Source organism: Rhizobium sp. ZW T2_16, from assembly GCF_044987325.1.
Lineage (GTDB): Bacteria > Pseudomonadota > Alphaproteobacteria > Rhizobiales > Rhizobiaceae > Neorhizobium > Neorhizobium cellulosilyticum.
Window position 1 is genome coordinate 1 of sequence record NZ_JBJDRG010000020.1, and the last position, 20521, is coordinate 20521.

26 protein-coding genes and 2 pseudogenes are annotated in these 20521 nt (G+C 56.2%); 22 read left to right on the plus strand and 6 right to left on the minus strand.

From position 1 onward, the window contains the following. Positions 1-822 precede the first annotated feature (822 nt). The 3 genes from ACI3K0_RS25945 to ACI3K0_RS25955 all read left to right on the plus strand — a co-directional run bounded on the left by ACI3K0_RS25945 (position 823) and on the right by ACI3K0_RS25955 (position 1996). On the plus strand, positions 823-993 hold the full coding sequence (locus ACI3K0_RS25945; protein WP_183688196.1) for a hypothetical protein: 171 nt from the start codon (positions 823-825) through the stop codon (positions 991-993). Positions 994-1466: 473 nt separating this feature from the next. Beyond that, on the plus strand, positions 1467-1613 hold the full coding sequence (locus ACI3K0_RS25950) for a DUF982 domain-containing protein (protein ID WP_148148861.1): 147 nt from the start codon (positions 1467-1469) through the stop codon (positions 1611-1613). Between the two features lie 80 nt (positions 1614-1693). Beyond that, the gene (locus ACI3K0_RS25955) at positions 1694-1996 is read left to right on the plus strand and encodes a DUF982 domain-containing protein (protein ID WP_206827486.1); all 303 of its coding nucleotides are present in this window, start codon (positions 1694-1696) and stop codon (positions 1994-1996) included. A 176-nt stretch (positions 1997-2172) separates the two neighbouring features. On the opposite strand, the gene ACI3K0_RS25960 is transcribed toward ACI3K0_RS25955, so the two are convergent. Genes ACI3K0_RS25960 through ACI3K0_RS25970 form a run of 3 tightly spaced genes read right to left on the minus strand, consistent with a single transcriptional unit; the run spans position 2173 to position 3091 of the window. Then, the gene (locus ACI3K0_RS25960) at positions 2173-2682 is read right to left on the minus strand and encodes a LysR substrate-binding domain-containing protein (protein ID WP_404946526.1); all 510 of its coding nucleotides are present in this window, start codon (positions 2680-2682) and stop codon (positions 2173-2175) included. Between the two features lie 2 nt (positions 2683-2684). Continuing rightward, complete coding sequence (locus ACI3K0_RS25965) at positions 2685-2894, minus strand: hypothetical protein (protein ID WP_286194946.1); 210 nt, start codon at positions 2892-2894, stop codon at positions 2685-2687. Next, entirely contained in the window at positions 2885-3091 is a 207-nt protein-coding gene (locus ACI3K0_RS25970; protein WP_404946527.1) for a LysR family transcriptional regulator, read from the minus strand. Before ACI3K0_RS25970 ends, ACI3K0_RS25965 begins: the two co-directional genes overlap by 10 nt. 91 nt (positions 3092-3182) lie before the next feature. Here ACI3K0_RS25970 and ACI3K0_RS25975 point away from each other — a divergent pair, with 91 nt between their 5' ends. The 4 genes from ACI3K0_RS25975 (at position 3183) to ACI3K0_RS25990 (ending at position 6444) form a co-directional block, all read left to right on the plus strand. After that, positions 3183-3563 (plus strand): SDR family NAD(P)-dependent oxidoreductase, encoded by a 381-nt coding sequence (locus tag ACI3K0_RS25975; protein WP_206827485.1) that lies wholly within the window; start codon positions 3183-3185, stop codon positions 3561-3563. Between the two features lie 500 nt (positions 3564-4063). Further along, positions 4064-4510 carry a hypothetical protein gene (locus ACI3K0_RS25980; protein ID WP_404946528.1) on the plus strand — a complete coding sequence of 149 codons (447 nt, stop codon included), beginning with the start codon at positions 4064-4066 and terminating at the stop codon, positions 4508-4510. A 39-nt stretch (positions 4511-4549) separates the two neighbouring features. Further along, the gene (gene dinB, locus ACI3K0_RS25985; RefSeq protein WP_183688203.1) at positions 4550-5641 is read left to right on the plus strand and encodes a DNA polymerase IV; all 1092 of its coding nucleotides are present in this window, start codon (positions 4550-4552) and stop codon (positions 5639-5641) included. Between the two features lie 140 nt (positions 5642-5781). Next, the gene (locus tag ACI3K0_RS25990; protein WP_404946529.1) at positions 5782-6444 is read left to right on the plus strand and encodes a hypothetical protein; all 663 of its coding nucleotides are present in this window, start codon (positions 5782-5784) and stop codon (positions 6442-6444) included. A gap of 544 nt (positions 6445-6988) precedes the next feature. On the opposite strand, the gene ACI3K0_RS25995 is transcribed toward ACI3K0_RS25990, so the two are convergent. Beyond that, positions 6989-7867 carry a 3'-5' exonuclease gene (locus ACI3K0_RS25995; protein WP_286194956.1) on the minus strand — a complete coding sequence of 293 codons (879 nt, stop codon included), beginning with the start codon at positions 7865-7867 and terminating at the stop codon, positions 6989-6991. Positions 7868-8151: 284 nt separating this feature from the next. On the opposite strand from ACI3K0_RS25995, the gene ACI3K0_RS26000 reads away from it, so the two are divergent. The 7 genes and pseudogenes from ACI3K0_RS26000 to ACI3K0_RS26030 form a co-directional block, all read left to right on the plus strand. Beyond that, complete coding sequence (locus tag ACI3K0_RS26000; protein WP_404946530.1) at positions 8152-8694, plus strand: sigma-70 family RNA polymerase sigma factor; 543 nt, start codon at positions 8152-8154, stop codon at positions 8692-8694. Next, positions 8691-9503: an anti-sigma factor gene (locus tag ACI3K0_RS26005; RefSeq protein ID WP_206827480.1), complete on the plus strand. Its 813-nt coding sequence runs from the start codon at positions 8691-8693 to the stop codon at positions 9501-9503. Before ACI3K0_RS26000 ends, ACI3K0_RS26005 begins: the two co-directional genes overlap by 4 nt. 82 nt (positions 9504-9585) lie before the next feature. Next, positions 9586-10203 carry a LysE family translocator gene (locus ACI3K0_RS26010; protein WP_286194955.1) on the plus strand — a complete coding sequence of 206 codons (618 nt, stop codon included), beginning with the start codon at positions 9586-9588 and terminating at the stop codon, positions 10201-10203. Positions 10204-10605: 402 nt separating this feature from the next. Then, positions 10606-10758, plus strand: a pseudogene (locus tag ACI3K0_RS26015) (WGR domain-containing protein); the annotation flags it as partial. Between the two features lie 114 nt (positions 10759-10872). Further along, a complete protein-coding gene (locus ACI3K0_RS26020; RefSeq protein WP_404946546.1) occupies positions 10873-11145 on the plus strand; it encodes an HU family DNA-binding protein in 273 nt (90 codons plus the stop codon). 113 nt (positions 11146-11258) lie between these two features. Then, the gene (locus ACI3K0_RS26025; RefSeq protein WP_206827478.1) at positions 11259-11684 is read left to right on the plus strand and encodes an Lrp/AsnC family transcriptional regulator; all 426 of its coding nucleotides are present in this window, start codon (positions 11259-11261) and stop codon (positions 11682-11684) included. Positions 11685-12254: 570 nt separating this feature from the next. Beyond that, positions 12255-12571: pseudogene (locus ACI3K0_RS26030) on the plus strand (aldehyde dehydrogenase (NADP(+))); the annotation flags it as partial. 558 nt (positions 12572-13129) lie between these two features. Here the strand turns inward: ACI3K0_RS26030 and ACI3K0_RS26035 are convergent. Then, positions 13130-13534 carry an OsmC family protein gene (locus ACI3K0_RS26035; protein ID WP_148148825.1) on the minus strand — a complete coding sequence of 135 codons (405 nt, stop codon included), beginning with the start codon at positions 13532-13534 and terminating at the stop codon, positions 13130-13132. Positions 13535-14201: 667 nt separating this feature from the next. Between ACI3K0_RS26035 and ACI3K0_RS26040 the strand changes: the two genes are divergently transcribed. The 4 genes from ACI3K0_RS26040 (at position 14202) to ACI3K0_RS26055 (ending at position 15949) form a co-directional block, all read left to right on the plus strand. Continuing rightward, a complete protein-coding gene (locus ACI3K0_RS26040; protein ID WP_183688659.1) occupies positions 14202-14372 on the plus strand; it encodes a hypothetical protein in 171 nt (56 codons plus the stop codon). 55 nt (positions 14373-14427) lie between these two features. Next, entirely contained in the window at positions 14428-14619 is a 192-nt protein-coding gene (locus ACI3K0_RS26045; protein WP_183688661.1) for an XRE family transcriptional regulator, read from the plus strand. Between the two features lie 438 nt (positions 14620-15057). After that, on the plus strand, positions 15058-15618 hold the full coding sequence (locus ACI3K0_RS26050) for a DUF4142 domain-containing protein (RefSeq protein ID WP_404946531.1): 561 nt from the start codon (positions 15058-15060) through the stop codon (positions 15616-15618). Positions 15619-15799: 181 nt separating this feature from the next. After that, positions 15800-15949, plus strand: coding sequence for an SDR family oxidoreductase (locus ACI3K0_RS26055; protein WP_353654219.1), 150 nt, complete (start codon positions 15800-15802; stop codon positions 15947-15949). Between the two features lie 423 nt (positions 15950-16372). On the opposite strand, the gene ACI3K0_RS26060 is transcribed toward ACI3K0_RS26055, so the two are convergent. Then, on the minus strand, positions 16373-17287 hold the full coding sequence (locus tag ACI3K0_RS26060) for a LysR family transcriptional regulator (protein WP_404946532.1): 915 nt from the start codon (positions 17285-17287) through the stop codon (positions 16373-16375). A 99-nt stretch (positions 17288-17386) separates the two neighbouring features. Between ACI3K0_RS26060 and ACI3K0_RS26065 the strand changes: the two genes are divergently transcribed. The 4 genes from ACI3K0_RS26065 (at position 17387) to ACI3K0_RS26080 (ending at position 20513) form a co-directional block, all read left to right on the plus strand. Further along, positions 17387-18283, plus strand: coding sequence for a pirin family protein (locus ACI3K0_RS26065; RefSeq protein WP_183688064.1), 897 nt, complete (start codon positions 17387-17389; stop codon positions 18281-18283). 27 nt (positions 18284-18310) lie between these two features. Then, complete coding sequence (locus ACI3K0_RS26070; RefSeq protein ID WP_404946533.1) at positions 18311-18907, plus strand: NADPH-dependent F420 reductase; 597 nt, start codon at positions 18311-18313, stop codon at positions 18905-18907. A gap of 150 nt (positions 18908-19057) precedes the next feature. Continuing rightward, positions 19058-19666 (plus strand): NAD(P)H:quinone oxidoreductase, encoded by a 609-nt coding sequence (gene wrbA, locus ACI3K0_RS26075; RefSeq protein ID WP_112651751.1) that lies wholly within the window; start codon positions 19058-19060, stop codon positions 19664-19666. A gap of 73 nt (positions 19667-19739) precedes the next feature. Then, positions 19740-20513 (plus strand): SDR family NAD(P)-dependent oxidoreductase, encoded by a 774-nt coding sequence (locus ACI3K0_RS26080; RefSeq protein WP_404946534.1) that lies wholly within the window; start codon positions 19740-19742, stop codon positions 20511-20513. Positions 20514-20521: the final 8 nt, after the last annotated feature.

Below are 20521 nucleotides of genomic sequence, written 5' to 3' on the forward strand. Positions count from 1 at the left end.
CCCGCCCCGATCTGATCTTGCAAGCGGGATCAGCCGCTCAGATCGGGGCTGGTCGGTGTGCCGTATGGCGATCAGTTGGACATTTCTATTTTGCAAATCGTCGGACATTTCAACCTTGCCGCCACATGGCGACTATATCGGTGGTCGAGATACAAGGGAGGCTAGTCTCTTCTCAACGACCTTTATCTAGCCAATTGACATGTTGCTGCATCAACCGAATGCGATGCAGCCATCCAAATGATGTAAACAACCTGCGTCTGCCGCTGATAGAGGAATGGCGACGGTTACCTGCCGCCTCCTCCGCTCCTCATAATTTATGGACATTGACGACCCGACAAAGGCTCCGTTTGGACGTATTGAGCGTTGCCGGCCCGGTCTCAGCAGGGCGTGCCCGCCTGTCCGGCGCCGGGGTTGGTACTTGTGTTGTTGTTCTGTTCAGACTGCGCAGCGCCCTGAGTGCCGCCCGGAGCACCGCAGTTCGTGTTCGAGCCACACCGATCAGCCCCTCGATTGCCATCGGTGTTGCTGCCGCCCGAATTGTTGCTGCCGGATGAGTTGCTGTCGCTGCTGGTTCCGCTGCTTTTTCCGCCGTTACCGCTATTATTGCCACCACTCGAACTCTGCGCCATTGGCCGATGTTGTAAGGCCAATCGATAGCGCTACTGCCGTGAGAGCTTTCATCATTTTGGTTGTTTCCGCTATCGCGCCCTACCGCAAGCGAACTTCCGGAGAGTAACAATGTTTCCCCGCTCATCTCGATGCGAAGCGAGAACAAGGAACTAATAGCTTTGTCTCTTGTTACCGTTATCTCAGGAGGCCTTTATGCGACCACAAGATGAGCCAAGCCTACAAAACCACACAGAACCAGTAGCAAAGCAGCAGCAGAAAGCGGTTTTCGGACGCTCTGCTTTGACGCTCCTGGCGATTTTAGCAGCTATCGCAGCTTTCGTGTGGATCGGGATTGCAGTTTACGGCATCAGCACCGGCACGTGAAAAGACATCCCTCCGAATTCAGGTATGGGCTCAGTCTAGTAGTAATCGTGCTTAGCATACGATGATCGCGAGTGCCGGATTTTGGATCTTCCTGATCCAAACGACTTGAACTGGTTTTCAGCCCCGTCGAACTCACCCTTGGGCTCGGGGCGATGGGAGTATGAGGATGATCGCCTCCGGGTACCTCCGATATTTGGGGCGTTTTCGATGCGGCGTCTAGCCTCGGCATTGCAATGTTGCTGCATTAGATTGCCCTGTTTGTAATACGCTTGGTACATACCGCTTTGCCAAGATCCAAGCCCCACATGGTGTGTGAGTATTTACCAAACGCTTGGATTTGAGGGGCCTGGTTTAGGACTTCTGTCCGGTCCATTGGGCGAAGACATCGGAACGCAGCGGTGAGGGCCACTCTCTCGTAAATGGAGTTTTTCTAACGCTATCTGCATCGAGGGAATGTCTTGGAAAAAGACGAGTTGCATTACTTTCAGCCAATCAGGCTGATCGTCGATCCCGGCACGAACGATGTCGTCATCAACTGCGTTGAGGATGCTGCTGATGAACTTCTCGGTAATTGGCCCGACAATGATAGCGACCGGTTCTATGCGGGTGACGCGTTCTGAGCCACATTCCCGACTGGTATGGTTATTGCTCCTTGATCGTAAGGCAAGATGAACAGAAAGATTGCGTCTTGAAACAAAACATGCCGCACGACTTCCCACCCGTCAGGTTGAAACTCAAGACGGGAATTGATGACATCATCATCAGTTCCGTCGAAGAAGCGGCCGAGGAGCTGCTTACCGATTGGCCAGGCGATGAAGGGGATCGATTTTATGAAGCAGTAAAGGCTTGCTTCGACTGCCTGCAAGGTCAATTGGGAACTGAAATAGTACGACAAGCATTTGTTCAGGCTGCCGTAGAGGCAGGCATTTCGGTCGAATTGGAAGCCGGCCAGCTTACCAATGGCCTTGAAACTGAGACGAGCCGCGTACCGATGAACCGGTGAAATCGGATCACTGAAAATTCCGGCTTTTCACCTTCATAGTGTCGATATGCAAATCCCTGACTTATCCCGAGCCGGATACTATGCCAAGCCCGAGATTTCCGGTGAAGCCGCCTGGTAAGCTCGGCATAATAACCACCACTGAAAGGTAGGATTCGGCCCTAAACGTCGTGCCGACGTCAAGCTTCAGATCGGACGGTATCGATAAAGGCGCGTAGAGCGGCTCGCATATGTCGCTGATCGGGATAACAAACGTAGAGTCCAGGAAAAGGCGCACTCCATTCATCGAGCAGCTTAACAAGCTGCTTCTGGTGAAACAGTTCGGTGACCGTGTCCTCGATGACGAAACCGATACCGATGCTGTTCAAAACCGCGCCGAGCGCGGCTTCCCTGCTGTCTACGATAAGAGGGCCATCGACAACGACGTCGAACCATGTGCCGTTTTCGAAGAACTCCCAGGCATAGGGTGTTGAACGACCTGGCCAGCGCCAGCGTATGCATCGGTGTTGGAGAAGATCGCGGCGATGCTCCGGTTGCCCGTGGGTCTCAACATATTCCGGTGTAGCTACGGCCACCTGCCTTAGCTCGGGCCCGATTCGGACAGCGATCATGTTCCTTTCGATCACTTCCCCGACGCGCAAAGCCACATCGTAGCCTCCCGCCACCAGGTCAGTCGCCGTGTCGTCCACCGTCAGATCGACAACGACATCCGGGTAACGCTCGCTGAACGCGCCAGGATAGGCTCGATGTATTTGCGGGAGGCTGAACGGATTGCGTGAACGCGAACGGTGCCTGAGATTGATAGGCTCGCCCTGCGGGCCTGCTCGACCGCCGCTTTCAGTTCGAGCGCGGCAGGACTGGCGCGTTCGAAAAGGATGGTGCCCGCTTCGGTCAGGGACACGCTGCGCGTAGTCCTGTGCAAAACTGGGAGCCCACTGTTTCCTCGAAATTGCGGACTGTCTGGCTCAGAGACGATGGCGTAATGCCAAGCACTTCCGCGGCCCTGCTGAAACTCAAATGTTTCGCGACCACCAGGAAGGCCCGCAGTTGGTGCAATTCGTGGCTGGCAAGATGAGCGGTCATGGCTCTGGTTACCATTATGTGGCTGGGTTAACAAGTTTTGTTAGTTTGGATGATATTCTGAAGTTTGTTGAGGTCCGGTACGATTGCCTTCCATAAGGAGCCTGACATGCCGAACACATCCGAACGAAACGAAATTCCACAGAGCTGGAGCCTTTGTGGCAAGGTCGCCATCGTAACCGGCGCAGCCCGTGGTATCGGGCGCGAGACCGTAAAGCTACTGCGGCAGCGCGGCGTAAGTGTCGTCGCTACCGACAAGAACCCCTCGGTGCATGATCTGGCTGGAAGCGAGATCGCCACGCTGGAGGGCGATGTTTCGATGGAGGAGACCGCCGTGCGAACCATTGCTCTGGCAAAGGAGCGGTTCGGCAGCGTGGATACGCTGGCTTCGTCAACATCATCAGAGGATCCGAAAGCGGCCAACCATCGCGCCGGGCCGAAGGCTTCCGAAACGATCCGCGCCTTTAACTCGTCCGGCCAGTGCCGGTGAACCTCACGCCAGGATTCCTGGTCGTGAGAACCACCCATGTACTCTCAATGGAGAAACTCTCGTTGATCGTCCCTGGATAGGCGATCACAGATCAGGGCGGCGAGGACAACGTGGGATCAGAACAGCGGTTACCTTCTATCAGTAAAACATCGCCGAAGCCGTGACCGGTTCAGCTGCCTGAGTTCAATGGCAAGCGCTTCATCCCGCCAACCAATCCACGAGAAACCCATGCCGATGCTTCTCCTGACCCAAGAGGACGTCGAGGTCTTGACGAAAAGCCCCTGGGATGAGGCAAAAACGCTTACCCCGCGACTGCGGGCGCACTCCCAGATCATCCCGTCGCGCGAGCCTGTGCTTCGTCGATCGCTGCGAAAGACGGTGAGCCCCTCGAGCAACCAATGCTATAGTGACCGAAACTGTCCTGAGGAGGCCTTCTAATTATTTGACTCTTTCGGCAATTGTTCTTACTTTGTTCTCTTCGATATTGGGAGGATACGGACATGAGATGGCTCAAACTCGACCCTGTAAAATCGTCGATGTCGGAACGTGATTTCCATCTGGCTGTCCAGCATCACTATCTGGAGCTGTTTCTGCCGCATCTGGAAAGCTTCGACTGGGATATCGCCGCATTCTACCGGAGCCGAGAGGAGCCGCTGGTCTACTACTTTTCGCCGGGCGCCGCTGATCTGCTCCTGAAATTCGGTAAGTACCTTTATGAGACATGTGACCGGCCGGAATCTAAAGCAGTTCAATTGCAGGTCGGGACATCGCTTGCCTACGATACCGCCTGGGTGGAACTGCCCGATGAAACCCGTCCTTATCCGAAGTTTGATCAGGAGCTTGCGGACGCCGAGGCCGATTACTGGGACACCGTCTGGGGACCGGGCGGCGAATGCCGACCGATCGAAGAAGACGAGCATGACGATCACCAGGAGCGTCGAGCGTGATGCCAGTGCTCACCAGCTGCTGAGGGATCGGTGGACCCTATGACCTCCCCCGCCATCCGGAAGATTATTCACGTCGACATGGACGCCTTCTATGCGTCGGTGGAACAGCGAGACGACCCGGACCTTCGCGGTAAGCCGCTGGCGGTGGGCGGTGCTGCCGCACGGGGCGTCGTTGCGGCTGCCAGTTACGAAGCACGGAAATTCGGTGTTTACTCGGCAATGCCCTCGGTTACCGCCGCACGCAAATGCCCTGAGCTGATTTTCGTAAAGCCTCGCTTCGAGGTTTATCGTGCTGTCTCGCAGCAGATCCGGGAAATTTTCGCCGAATACACCCCGCTAATCGAGCCGCTGTCGCTTGACGAAGCCTATCTCGACGTGACCGAAAATCTGAAACAGATGCCGATTGCAACCGAGATCGCGCTGGAGATACGAGCCAAGATCAAAGCAGTGACCGGGCTCAACGCGTCCGCCGGCATTTCCTACAACAAGTTTCTGGCCAAGATGGCGTCTGACCTCAACAAGCCAAACGGCCAGGCTGTCATCACGCCCAAGAATGGTCCCGCCTTTGTCGAGGGGCTTGCCGTCAAGAAATTCCACGGCGTCGGACCGGCTACAGCACAAAAAATGCATAAGCTTGGCATCGAAACTGGCGCGGACTTGAAGGCTCAGTCGTTGCAGTTCCTCACTCAGCAGTTTGGCAAGTCGGGCCCCTATTTCTATGGCATCGCTCGTGGCATCGATGATCGCCGGGTACAGCCGGATCGGATGCGCAAGTCGGTCGGCGCCGAGGACACGTTCAGTCGAGATATCGACGATATCGACCGTGCGACCGGCGAATTGAAGCCGCTTGCAGACAAAGTCTGGACCTATTGCGAGGCCAAACGCATCTCCGGCAAAACGGTAACGGTGAAGATAAAATACTCGGATTTTAACCAGGCCACCAGAAGCCGAACCGGTGCCCTGCCCTTTTCAACCGGCCAAGATCTTCTCGATGCAGCTTCGGAGCTGCTCAAGACGGTCTATCCGTTCAGGCGATCGGTGCGATTACTCGGGGTGACCCTTTCATCGCTCACGGGCGCCCAAGACGATGGCGACAGTGAGGATCAGCCGGAACTGGATTTCAGCATGTAGAGGAATACCTAACTAGCGTTGGATGAACAGCTGCGAGACCCTCGACATCACCCGAATGGGGGATGAACGACTAGAGATCAGAATGCATCCCTAATTCGACATAGCCGGACAGCCGGCTCGCAGTACCGAAAGAGAAGAAGATGAAGACGATCACCGCGGGCTTGGGCATCACTTTCGTCTTAATGACGGCCATGAATGCGCAAGCTCAATGCAAGTTTGAAAAGCCGACCGGTGGCTGCGTCGGCCGAATAGAAATTCTGAAATCAGGTGGGTCGAAGCCAAGCTATAGTGCCGAGCTCAAAGTCACCAGTTCAGCCGGCGCCTGCTCGAAAGTTGAATTTTACGTCAATTCCACGCCCTACACTTCCATCATCCGCAGCAGCGGCGTCGAGAATGAGAGCTTGTCGGGCACATCCCCTATAAAGAAAAGCGACATAAAAGTCAGAAAGTGCACCTCATACGATGAAGGGGACGGCACTAGCTCAAGTGAAGAGGCAGGGTCGCACTTCTTCAACGGCACTTGGGAAGGGCAAGTCGGCATGTTCTTCATGAAAGCCGGGATGACATTGACATTGAACGTTAACGGTAGTGCGGTCAGCGGCGGCTCTCATGCTCACAATGGAACAGGGGACTATCAGATTAGAAACGGACGCGCCTCTGGCAATCGCGTTACGTTCGATTATGCCCAGCCAGCCGATGGCAAGACTGCATCGGTTATCATAACCAAAAACTCCAGTAATTCAATCAATTACGCAGCGTCGGCATCTGGGATGACCGTGTCTGGCACTCTCACACGAAGGTAGACGCCACTCGGCGTCACCAATTTTGGCAAAACAGCGATGTGACGAAAAAGCAATTGCGTCCTAAGTCCCCCGACTTTGTCCCTAACGCCGGCATGATAGGCGCTCGATCTTTTCAGAAGGCAGGCACCGGGTCCAAATCCAGGCCCCAATCTCATCGCGCTGAAAAAGCTCGTAGGGGGTGGGTGTTTGATGAAGCACCGGGCAATACCGCCGCGTCAGGATGGATGGCGGATCAATAAAAAGAACGGCGCGACAATCCAGGTGACAGGACGTAAACGAATACGAAAAAGCCCGCCGCGGGAGGAGGAGCGGCAGGCTTTTCGAAAATAATCGAACAGCGACTGGGAGGAGGAGTGCCGCTGTTCACTCTGGCAACCTCGAAGAAGGGAGCGGGTTACCTGAAACACGAAGCCCTGGGGGAGGAGGTAAGTCGCTTCGTTGGGATTACTTATACAGCATCCAAAACGACGGGTTAGTCACCTTACCGCAGTCCAGCCATGAGAACAACGCATATCTCTAAAGTCGGCTGCCTAATTTCGAGCCGTCACGCACGAAAACGGTCAAAGGCTGTCAGGAACCTGATCGGCGGATCCGCTTCCGGATAGCGGTAGATTTCGGTCCTCAGGTAGTGGAGCTCGCCGTCAAGATCGGTGTGATCCACCTCAATCCACCAGGATTTCGGTCTTCCTTCGCTACCGTCCGACCACCGATAACCGCGAGCTTTGAGGTGATCCTTGAGATCGAATGGGCTGTTTTCGGCAAAGATGCGGACACGGGATTTCTGACTGTTAAGATATAGCTCCGCGAATGGACTGCCAGCATTGGCATCGATCCTCCGATCAAGGACTTCAAGCAGGGCGAAACAATCGTCGACTGCCCTGTGGCCGTCGTGGAAATAACCAGCCTGGCCAATCAGATAACCAAGCTTGGTGCCCTCGAAGCCCCGCGCCGACCAGTCGATCTCCGAGTTCGAACATGCCCAAGCCTTGTCGGAAAATGCCGACGAAAAAGCCTCACAGAACGGCCGGTCGAAACCGGCATTGTGAGCGATGATGAGATCGGCCGGCGCGACCAGCGCGCGCACAGCCCGCATGTCGATCATCTGACCTGAAACCATCTCGTCCGTAATACCGGTCAGCCTAGTGATTTCGGTAGGGATTGGTTTCGCGGGTTGCTGCAAGCCGCCATACACGCCAGTCACGTCACCTATTCCTCCCCGCTCGTCGAAGGTAAAGGCGATCAGACCGATCTCTATGATTTCCTCGCTTCGGTAACTGAGGCCTGTTGTCTCGGTGTCGAGAATGATACCTTTGAGAGGAAAACCAGGCCGGATATTGTCCGTCGTCACGCGCGGCACGAGCTTTTCCAAAATGCGATAGCGTCCGGAGGCTGAAAGATGCGCGACCATGTCGGCCTCCGTCATCTGTCGGCCAGCCGGCAGTTTGCCTCGCTGGCGCAGTGAAGCTTCGGTTTCACCACGAAGATCGTCGGAAAACATATCAAACTGGGTAGGCAAACCTAATCTTCCTAATGCCTGATGCGCGAACTGCTATCATGCGGACGCGCTACAGTCATCAAGACCGAAGAACCACGCCGCCACATTCGCATTGACTCCAGTGAAAATTTCAGCGCCATTTCCGTTTGTCAGGTGCCGCTATTTGACCGAAAGGCCAATGCAATGCGTTCTTTCATTGATTCCGCAAACCGATGACGACCTTGGCCAAGGCGCGTTTTGCCCAGATCGTATTGCCGAGAATTGACGAGGGTTATCGCCTCGCACGATGGCTGACAGGCAGTGCGACCGATGCGGAAGATGTGATGCAAGAGGCCTGCATCAGGGCGTACCGAGCGATTGAGGGCTTCGCCGAAGGTAACGCGAGGGCCTGGTTTCTGACAATTGTTCGTAACGTTGCCTATTCCTGGCTGCAACGTCACCGTCCGGGAAAGCTCGTATTCCTTGAGGATCTTTCACCAGTCGCCCTGCAGGAAATCGAAACTGGCGGTTTGATGAACAGCGCCGTTCCAACCCCAGAAGACCTGCTTCTTGCCAAGCAGCGATCGGCGGAATTACAAAAAGCCGTAGAAACTTTGCCTCTCCATCTCAGAGAGACGCTGGTCTTGCGTGAGTTTCATGGACTAAGTTATCGGGAGATTGCCGTCATCAGCGACATACCTATCGGCACGGTCATGTCGCGTCTTGCCAAGGCAAGGCAGTCGCTTCTGTCGCGTATGAAGGAGACGGAGCAATGACGATCGACAACGAGACGCTCCTGCTGCTCAATGCCTTCCATGACGGCGAACTGTCGCCCGGCGAGACGCTTTCAATGCAGCAACGGCTGGAGCGGGAACCGGAGCTTGCCGAGATCGCACGCAAACTTTCTGGCCTATCATCGGCACTTGTCGATGTCCTTCCAGGGGAACCCGCGCCAGAGCGGCTGCGCGGCACAATCCTAGCTTCCTTGTCTCCGGAACTGACTGTTGGTAATGCGCAGGAAAATTCTGCCGAAGAGCCGGGATTGAAGCAGGTAGACACACCCAACGCACGCTGGGCGATCGCAGCCTCGCTGCTGATTGGGCTTGTTGGAGGTGGTCTCGGTGGAAATTATTTGGCTCGCGTCACAGGCGACACAATGGCTAGATCCACAATCGAGAACGAAATTCTCGCCGCACACCTGAGAGGATTGATCGCTCCCCAACCCTTCGACATCGCCTCATCGGAAGGCCATGTCGTCAAACCTTGGTTCAATGGAAAGACAACCATTGCGCCGACCGCACCGGATTTTTCTGTCGAGGGCTTTCCACTTGTCGGTGGGCGCATTGATATTATCGGCCGCACACCGGTTCCGGTCATGGTTTACAGGCGCCGGCAGCACACGATCAGCGTGACGGTCACAGATTCCACCAGACGGGCAATGTCCGCCCAGGACGTTTTCAACGGAACCAATGTCGTAAACTGGACAGAAGGCGACCTGACCTATTGGGCCGCCTCAGATCTCAATCCCGGTGAATTGACAACCTTCGCCGAACTCTATCGAAAGCGGCTTGCTGGCAAGTCTTAAGAAAATTTCTGACCGGTGCGAATAAAGTCCCGCAAGCTCCGGTTTACTCCACCGTGCAAGGTTGGGGGAAACCATGAGTGGGATGGCATGCCTTATAGCAGGTGCGGGTGCTGGGCTTTCAATCGCAATACCGTTTGGGCCTACAAGTATGATGTGTGTCGAACGGACACTTTGTGAGGGGATACGTACCGGGATCGCGGCGGGGGTCGGTGTCGCGACGGTACATTTCGCATATAGCAGCATTGCACTGCTGGGAGGCCTGGCACTGATGAGCCAGCCTGGAGCCGACAGCCTCCTAAGCTTTGGGGCAGGATTGCTCCTTTTGTATTTTGCCTCTCGGCTCTGGCGCCGGGACCTCGTTTTCGTCGCGCAGGGTAGGACGCCGTCCAGCTTCGGACGCACCTATTGTGGCGCGATCTGCTTTGGATTTCTCAATCCGGTAACTCCCGTACTATGTGCAGCCAGCCTCACCGCGTTTGCCAGCCAGATCGCAGTTCCAGGTGGGCTTTTGCCGATCGGGGTGTTTGTCGGCTCACTAGCGTGGTGGTCATTGCTCGCGCTTGCGGTGTCGATGTTGAGACAGCGACTAAACAACGAGGTACTTTCATTGGCAAACCGTGGAGCTGGCATTCTGCTTATCATACTGGGGCTCTCCATGCTTGCAAAAAGCCTTGAGGGGCTCTCGCAAATTATTACGTGACGATGATCTGTTCGCCAGTTCCTCACCTCCAGGGGGGCGGCAGACAGCGTCTGGGGGATTTGCTTTGCCCCAGGCGCTGTGTGTGGAAGGCCGCGCCTCGTCTCCGCGCGGCCTTCCATATCCGAATTAGATGACCGAGCGTCGTGGGGCTTATTGACCTGTTGGATGAATAGAGAGACGGCACTCAAAGCTTATCGGTCATCTGACTGTCGAGCCTTGAACGTCTACTCTTCGGAAGGGAACAAGCACGATCGTATATCGTCGGCGTGAGCTTCGCGCGAATGCCGATTGTCGACGCTCCGATGGTGGACGGCAGCTATCGGGCGAGGATTTTGACGGTCCTCGAAGGCGATCACGAAAGCACCAGAGCCACATACTGCTACCGCACCGCGCCGTATTGCGATCCAGCAAACCCTGTTCGGAGAAACCGCGTTGGTACGGACATGCGGACGGATCGGTAAGGCAGGTGAAGAGATGACAGAAATGTTTGGCACGGAGAAGGAAGCTATATCCCGTTTTCTCGAACTGGTGCTTCAGAAGAGCAAACGAGGTTATCGCGCGGTGAGAAGGCGTGGAAACACCGTCAGGGGCATCGCTTCGCAGAGCATCGGCACATCACAATCGCCGGGTCGGCTCAAAGGGTTTCCCGTCATTAACAAGGAAACCATCATGACCACGACCAATGAAACGCCGGCAAGATCGCTTCCGAACAGGACCAAAGCGCAGGCGAAGACGATTGTCGAGACCGTCTTCGCGTCCATTACGGCGGCTGCTACTTTGGGCGCGGAAACCTCGATACCAGGGTTCAGCAAGTTTAAAATCAAGGACACGCCGGAGCGCGAGGCCCGCAATCCGGGAACGGGAGCGACCATCAAGGTTCCGGCTGCGCGGAAACTTGCCTTCCAGCCTGCAAAGGCGCTGAAGGACACGCTCAACAAGTGAGCCGACGCTAGGAAACGAGTGCCCCTAAGCCCAATATTGGCGGCTTCTGCCGCCACGCTTATAGCTGATCACGATTTCGACTTAAGTCGCAAATCCTAACGTTTGCGACGAACATGATCGAAATCCTGCAGGACGACGGACGTATCAGCGTCTCCGAACTTGGAAGAAGGGTCGGTCTCTCTCAGCCGGCAACGTCAGAACGTCTGAGGCGGCTTGAGGAAAGGGGTATCATCACCGGCTACAGGGCTGTCATCGATCCGGCCTCCATAGGGCTTGGAATGATGGCGATCATCCGCCTGCACACAACGCATGAATACATCAAAACGTGCCTGAAGCAGTTTTCGCAGATGCCGCAGGTCATTGAGGTTCTCAGACTGACTGGAGAAGACTGTTTCCATCTCAAAGTGATCGTGCCCTCACCAGCCGAGCTGGAAAGCATCGTCGATGCCGTTGCCCGCTATGGTTCGGTTACCACGGCGATCGTTCTACGCAGCGAAGCCCCCAAGCGTATCGGGCGTGAGCTCATAAAGAAGGGTTGAATTCGCAATAGTCCCGATTAAAACGACACTTATTTCCCCGGGTTTTGCGGCAGGGTACGGTATTCTTAGATAGCTGCAATGACCCGCGTTGAGGCAAAGCGGGAGCCGGCCTAGAGGGGCGGCTCTGCGGAAACCATGGCATCGCGTGCAGCCTCTTTCTCAGCAAGCTGGCGCTCAGCGTCAGCAAGCTCTTTGAGAATCCATTCGCGTTCATCTTTGTAGACCGCGTTCGCAACTCGGCGCGCAGTTCTTCGATGAGTTGTTCCAGCAGCATCGTCATCTCCTTGACGTTTGAGAAAGATGACGCCGCGGGGCGTGAGGAAATGGCGGGGTCAAGAATCGCTTCAGCGACCGCCGCAGGCGGCAAGCGGAGGAACCGATTTTCTGGCGGCCTCCTTCAGGGTGGCTCCTGAAAATTGGAGGGGGCCGCGAAGTTCTTGAAGCCGGTACTTCCTCACGGCGCCATTCGTCATTCTGAGCAGACCCCACCTCTCCGTATCGCGACCGGAAGAAGAAAGCGGGCTCGATGCCCGATTTCTTCTTGTACTGAGCGCTGGGTAATCCCCGCAAGTAGTCCGTTGCAAAGATTTCAGCGAGTTAGATGCAATTCTTGATGCGTTAGAAGAGCAGCTTAACATTGCACTTCAACTGGATGGCGACAACCAAGTTGAGGTGCGCCGCCTATTGCCACGTCTTGAAATGCTGGCCGGGCGCATTCTCGTAAATGGCTTCGGCACTGGCATCGAGGTCTCCCCGGCGATGGTGCACGGCGGCCCTTTCCCAGCAACGTCTGACGGCCGGTCTACGTCAGTTGCCACGCTGGCCATTTATCGGTTCTTACCGCTGTTTCGTACCAGAACTTCCCAACCGACATAATGCCCCCTGCGCAGGTAGCCGCTGAGGTCGAGTGCTCTACGGCAATCCGCGCGAGAGGATGCCGTAGAGTACAGGGAGCATCGCCGACGCTGCTGGACTAGCCAAAGCGTTCAAGAGCGCTGTTCCTTGGTGCGGCAATCTTGTCGCAGAAGGCGCGCTAAGCGTTTACGTCAGATGCTCGATCACAGGAAGCGAGCGAAGCCGTCGTCTCGTAGTAGAGAAGATCGCATTGCCCAGCGCGCCCGCCGCCGCCGCGATCCCTGCCTCCCCGACACCACCAGGCTCCTCATCACTTTCGACTTGGTACACCTCGATCTGCGGAACTTCATTTAAGATGGATGAGCTCAGTCATATTTTGCCTCGGCGATCGTTCTACGCAGCGAAGCCCCCAAGCGCATTGGGCGTGAGCTCATAAGAAAGGACTGAATTCGCAAAAATGCCAGCGCCTTCACGAATGACGCCGTTTGCGAGCTCGGTTAGCCTCTCCGTAGAGGTACCGTCACCTCCGCACTATTGGCAGCCGTGCATCGACGCCGGGCGAGGGTCAGCGCCCTCGAGCCAGCGAGCTATCAGGCGACCTTGAGCGTGGTCGGGACGCCACGATGGAGAGAATTTGCTACCGTGCAGATCGACCATGCATGATCAATCAGGGTCTTAGGATCGGAGCCATCCAGTGTCGTGCATCTTACGGAGAGGACGGCGTTGGTGGCGACAAGAGGCGCACCGTCCAGTTCCAGGTGGACCGTCACTGCTATTTCTCCGATCTCGACACCTAGATCATGCGCCACATATCGGAGGTCATTGCAATAGCAACCTCCTACTGCCAGAGCGAGCAGTTGCCCGCCGTTGAAGCCGAGGCCCAATCCACCGGCCTTGCCTTCCGGCCTATCGACCACGATGGTATGGCCACCAGCCCAGCCGACTGCTGCTTCCGTACCCACCACATTACGCAACTCCACAATCGACTGAGCCATTTCCTTCACTCCGTCCGTATGGGGTTCATCGCAGGCTCCTGGCGTAAGCGGACCATGTCAAGCCGGATCATGATTGACTGATGCTGCTGTCGCGAGCTTCCTGTCATATTGAATTTCAGTAGCTTGAAACCGGGCATATTTGCTGGTTACTCTCAGCAATCCTCCGCCAACCTTGTTCATTCAGGCAATGTTCAAAGCAAACGCTGTACAGGTCAGAGTCTCCATCGATGATGGTTCCGGTAGCATTAGACATCATAAAACTCCTTTTTGGACATGTTCCCACATGATGAACGTCTGTGAAAACCTTGCTCGACCCTGGGAGTTCCGGACTATCTGGGCATGTTTGAACGTATGCCGAAGTATTCAATGTCCGATGAGCTCGGAGACTTGAGAATGATGATGGTGCGCCTCTCCAACTAGGGTGACGCGCTTCTCCGAGAGTCCGAGCGAGACATTGGTGTGCTCTTGGGCGGAACTGGCCATCGATCAGCGTGAAATCATTTGACTTTGCTGTATACACGACGCCTTGATCCCCCAATGTGGTTCCAGGGCACTGACGAGACAAGGCCGCGAACAGCGCCTGTACGATAGCAGACGGCGAGCTCCGACCTATTGTGAGCAATCTCCCTTTCACCCATCTATGAGGAAACACTCAAGGATGATTGTCATGGTAAGCCGGCTCAGGAACAAACTGACCGTGCAAGAACGCACGGCGATTTTTGAACACACCAACAAGGTTGCGGCCGATGCGGCTGAAGAGGAACGCCGTTTGCGCGCGGAAAAAACTGAGCGCCTTCGCCGGCTTAGGCTGGAGGGTGGCCGCGACGCTTCGCAGTAGCACGGAACTCGTTAGGCCCTCCTGCATTTCCTGGCAAATTCAAGGAGATCAAGACATGCATCAGATTGTGAAATCGTTGAGCAGTTCTGCAGCAAGCCGTCGTGCCGCCCGACTCGCTAAGGGTTACAACCTAGAAGAGCTCGCAATTGCGACCGGGCTGACGGTTGTGGAGATTGCTGCGGCTGAGGAGGACAATGCCGTGGTGCCCAAGCATCACGTGGAACGGATCGAGCATGCCCTCGGCTAAGCAGTTTGGCGATCAGTAGTAGGATTATGTCGAACGGCAAAGAGAGAAAGAATATCGAAAGCGATCTCGGGAAATCCGCGACCTCCTTTATCGGGCGGTTCAGGACCATATGGCCCAAATGAGTGCTGATGCTAAAGAGCCTACCAAACAAGCCTATGAGCGCCTGTCGTCATTGCTGGATAGCCTAGGTGGCGACTTAAAGCTGCCCTTGGACGATCGGAGCAGACAGCCGGGCGGTTTGCACGAATAGCCTGAGAGCCAGCGCGATGCCTGACAAGATCGGCAAGGTTGCGTGAGAAACGTTGAGCTGTATGGTTCTCTTGAGGTACGGGCAGGTCGAAGGCCCACGGCTTAGGCATCGAGACGGGGAAACCGGCGGTCAAGGAACTTTCGCTGATCGGTCATGTTCGAGGATCTCCACAAACCCGGGAGATGTTCATGAACCGCCGTAAAATGCTGACTGCAATTGCCGCGACGGCCGCTTTGCCCGTCCTCCTTTCTTCCACCGCTACCTTCGCGCAGACGGAAGAGACCACAGGCGAAGCCGAAAAGAAGCACGCCGACGAGACGAAGAAGGTCAGTTCGCTGTCCCTTGCCACAAGCCGCGTCGCTGCCGAAAAGGCGTCAGATCCCATGGTGAAGGAATTCGCGAAGTGGGAGGTCGCCGAGCAGGAGACGATCGGCGATATCCTCAAATCCATGGAGATGGACGGCAAACCCGAAGGCGCTCTCAAGCCGCCCTCTGACAGTGAGGTACAGGCGATGCTCGACGCGGAGGGCAAGGCTTCCCTCCAGAAGCTGAAAGCTACAAGCGGAGCCGCATTCGACAAGGTGTATATCTCCGCACAGCTCGACGGCCACAAGAAGTTGCTGGCGATCCAGGAGGATTACCTGAAAGTCGGTCAGAACCGGGAGCATCTTAACGTGACGAAGCTGGCCCGCGGGCAGATCAAGGAGCATATCGACCATCTTGACATGCTGAGGTCGAAACTGGGTTGATCTTGTTCGGTGACCACGGATGTACTGGCACCGCACGCTCGAGAGGCCGGTCTCATCGCCGGTCTCTCGTTCTTCCGGCAAGGGTGTCCTTGCTGCCAGTAACGCCATTTGCGGAGATCAGGTTTGAGCGATAGCGATGTAAGCTCGTTATGAAAAAACTGTATCCGAGCGGCTCGCAGGGGTGCGGGATGCAGTGTCGAACATGATCCCTCTCGCACATATGGGCAGGCCTGAAGAGGTGGCCGCGGCCGCCTTCTTCCCCGCAAGCGAAGAAAGCAGTTTCACGACGGGTGCAGAGCTCGCTGTCGGCGAAGGCATAGCCCAGGTCTGACGGCAGCCTTACAATGGGCGGCGGACGCACTTAAGCTATACCATGGTCGTAAACCCGACCAGATTCTCGAGAGATGAACTATGCACCGCTTTTGGACAGACAACGCCTGAGTTCAAGCTGATGGCGCTGCACGACCAATTTCCGGCTAATGGATGCGAACCTTCGACCTTAAGACATATCAGCTAAGCGCCTGAAAAAATGGGAATTTGCGCTGCGCGCTGAGCACCGCCCGCACTGTGGCAGTCCGGCGGGTCGCTACGATGAAAAGTATTACGCTTTATCTCTCGGTCGCGAGTTGACCTACAACAGTCAAGCGGAAACGCCATCTCGTTGACGGTAACATTGCGTCCCCGGGCGATGCGGGCGGTAATCTGTAATTGCATCGACACGCCAAAACTGTTCGGTCGCGTCTTTTCCCAAAGTCTAACCAGCCGCTATCGGATCATCAATATCTTGGCTCTGGAAATGGTCGATCAGAAAGCGGGCGGCCGGTCCTGGAGGTGTGTCCGTTCGGTAAACAGCCTGAAGGCGGTAAGGACCGCCCTTGCAGTCAGGAAGATCAAGGTGCACCAAGCGCCCTGTCTCTATATCATCTTTCACCATTGGTTCAGGCATGTTGCCCCAGCCAATGCCTTCCTTGAGCAGCATATGCTTGGCGCCAAGGTCCGCGAGGCGCCAGGTATGGTTCCCGACAACAGCAAACTCGTGGCCCTGAGTGAGAGGCGATCTGTCGGTCAGGACCAATTGGATATGTCCTCGCGCCGCGCCCGGAGGGTGAGATCCGCCAGCTAACGGATGATCCGGTGAAGCGACCGGTATGAGTTTGACGAAACCTACCCCGATGCGCTCCAGGCCCGCGATCTCGACATCGAGCGGGCCACTGATGCCGATCGCTGCTGTACGGTTGAGAACAATCTGCGTGACCGCACCCAAAGCTTCGACATAAAGACGAAGTGATACGCTCGGAAACTCTTTTCGAAAGGCTTTCAAGGCGTCCATGACTCGGGCGGCAGGTAGCATGACATCCAGCGCAAGGTGGACCTCCGGCTCTACGCCGCGAAGCATACTCTTCACCTTGGCTCGAAGATTATCGATGCCGTGGGCAACGCTCTTAGCTTCGGCGAGGACCGTCCGCCCCTCCAGTGTCAGCTGCGGCTTCTTCGTTGAGAGCCGGTCGAAGAGCGTGACACCCAATTGCGTTTCGAGATTGGCAATCGTGTAGCTGATCACAGACGTGGCGCGGTTGAGCTTCCTGGAAGCTGCCGCGAAGCTCCCCGTCTCTACAACGGTAATGAAGACTTTAAGCTGATCCAGCGTCGGCTGGCCTGGGTCTGACATTTCTAATTCCTCGAACGTTTTCGCCGAAATTATCTGAGTTTTCCGAAACGTCTAGGGGGCCTACCTTCATTGCATCGAATTCAACCGCCGGAGCTGACAATGTCCTATTTGTCTAACGCTGACATCGAGCAGGTTATCCTGCCCTCGACCCGTGATCTCGGAGGCTTCTCCGTTCGCCGGGCGCTGCCTGCGGCCATGCGCCAAATGGTCGGGCCATTCATATTCCTCGACAGTTTCGGACCCGTGCGGTTCGGTGCTGGTGAGGGAATTGATACCCGCCCTCACCCACATATCGGCCTTTCAACACTCACTTACCTTCTGGAAGGTGAGCTGCTGCATCGTGACAGCGAAAGCTACGTGCAGTCGATCAGCCCCGGGGAAGTCAATCTGATGGTCGCCGGTTCCGGCATTGTCCACTCGGAGAGGACGCCGGACCATATTCGCAAGGACGGGGGAAAACTCACGGGCCTGCAGAGCTGGATCGCTCTTCCCAAACAATCGGAAGAGACTGCACCACTCTTTCAGCACCTCGGCGCCCATGAACTGCCGACGATCAATGGTGAGGGCATCGATATGAAGCTTCTCGCCGGCACGCTGCACGGACGGCGCTCACCTGCCAGCACCTTCTCTGACCTCTTTTCTGCAGAAATCCAGCTTCAGGCTGGAGCACGCTACAGGATCGACGGTGAGCATATCGAGCGAGCGATCTTCGTCGTCAGCGGTACGATCGAGATCATCGGGCAGGACGGAACCTACGGCCCGGATCGTCTTATCGTGTTCAAGCCCGGCGCGGAGATCGTGGTGAAGGCGAACGAGCCAGCCCGGTTTCTCGCATTCGGAGGCGAGCCGCTTCCTGAAAAGCGGTTCATCCGCTGGAATTTCGTGGCCACGGATCAACAGCGCATTCGCCATGCTGCCGACCAGTGGCGCGAACGACAATTCCCCGGCGTGCCGGGCGACGACGAGTTTATTCCCCTCCCCGACAACTTCAACTGAAACCCCATCTAATCAAGGAGCAATACAATGACTACCTATGCAATCATCGGTTCTGGTGCGATCGGCTCTGCACTTGCTGAACGCTTCCATGCTGCAGGCGTTGACGCCGTTATCGCCAACACACGCGGTCCGGCGTCGCTTCAGCCTGTCACGGACAAGTTTGGCGCTAAAGTGAAAGCGGTCGAGCTCGATCAGGCTCTTAACTCGGACGTCGTCATCCTGGCCGTGCCTTACGACGCCGTGCCGGAAGTCGCCAGCAGAAAGACTGCGTGGGATGGCCGCACGATCGTCGATGCGACAAATGCTATCGACTTTCCTGCTTTCAAACCGCGTGACCTTGGTGGCCGGCTGTCTTCGGAAATTGTCTCCGATCTCTTCCCTGGCGCTCAGCTCGTGAAAGCGTTCAACACCCTCCCGGCCGCTGTCCTGGCTGCCGATCCGGTGAAAGCGAGCGGAAGGCGCGTTCTCTTCCTATCAGGTAACTTTCCAGAGGCCAGTAAGAAGGTAGCGGACCTGATCGCTCGTTTGGGCTATGCGCCGTCCGACCTTGGCAGTTTCAAAGCCTCCGGTTCACTTCAGCATTTCGGCCAGGCGCTGGTCGCGCTCAACTTGCTGAAAGACTGAACACTCCTCAGGGAAGGCAAAACTGATTTCGACAACGGAATCGCTCGATAAAATCGAACGTAATGGACAAAATTATGCAGCTTTTATCGAATGATGAAAAAGCAGATGTTGCCTCCATCGAATTCACCCACTCCAACGGAGCAAAGCAAAATGACCAAGGTTCTCGTTCTATACTACTCGTCCTACGGCCACATCGAGACAATGGCAGGCTCAATCGCTGAAGGCGCAAGAAGCGCCGGCGCCGACGTTACGATCAAACGTGTCCCGGAAACTGTCCCACTCGAAATTGCCGAAAAGGCTCATTTCAAGATCAGCCAGGACGCCCCGATTGCGACAGTCGCGGAACTAGCGGATTATGACGCGATCATCGTCGGTACCGGCACACGTTTCGGGCGGATGTCGTCGCAGATGGCGGCCTTCCTCGACCAGGCCGGTGGCCTGTGGGCACGGGGTGCTCTCAACGGCAAGGTGGGCGCTGCGTTCGCATCGACCGGCACCCAGCACGGCGGCCAGGAAACCACCCTTTTCTCGATCATCACCAACCTCATGCACTTTGGCATGATCATTGTCGGCCTGCCCTATAGCCATCAGGGCCAGATGAGCAGTGAAGAAATTGTTGGTGGCGCTCCTTACGGGGCAACGACAGTTGCCGGTGGCGACGGGTCGCGCCAGCCTTCGCAGATCGATCTCGCCGGTGCCTTCCATCAGGGCGAAATCGTCGCCCGCACAGCCGCAGCACTCGTCGCTGCCCGCAACTAAACCCGCCTAACTCACTCTTAAAACTCAGCTCCAACCAGACCAGCCGACTGCGATCGGCTGGCAAGGAGAAGTCATGTTCTCGCTTTTCTCAAACAGGGTCGTCGCGGTCACCGGTGCAGGCTCTGGGATCGGTCGAGCGATAGCACTTGGGCTCGCTCGCGACGGCGCGACAGTGCATCTGGCTGATCGCGATGCCGAGGGTCTCACCCAAACGGCAGAGCTCATCCGCGCCGAAGATGGCCGGGCATTCACAACCGAGCTCGATGTCGCGAGCGAACTTCAGGTCGTCGGATGGATTGAACAGATCGATGCCGCATCCGGTCGGCTCGACGCGGCCTTCAACAATGCCGGGATAACCGGCCCTGCAAAACGTATTGAAGATTATCCGTTGGAAGACTTTCAGCGGGTCATCGCAGTCAATCTCCAGAGTGTCTTTCTCGGGATGAAGTACCAGATCCCTCTGATCAGGCGCAGTGGCGGTGGTTCGGTCGTGAACACGGCTTCGGTTGCGGCTTTGACCGGACCCGGAGGCATGAGTGCCTACGCAGCTTCCAAGCACGGCGTGCATGGGCTGACCCGGGTTGCCGCAATGGAGAATGCAGCGCACGGCATCCGCGTCAACGCGATTGCGCCCGGCTGGACGGAAACGCCCATGGTCGCTGCGAACAGCCACCAGAACCCGGCGTTTGCGGCACTCGCTCAGAACGCCATTCCTGCCAAACGCGGCGGCAAGCCGGAGGAAATCGCGGCCGCAGCAATCTGGCTTGCCTCCGACGCTGCCTCCTATGTCACCGGACACATGTTGACCGTCGACGGCGGCATGACGATCGGTGGTTTTGAACTCTGACACCGAAC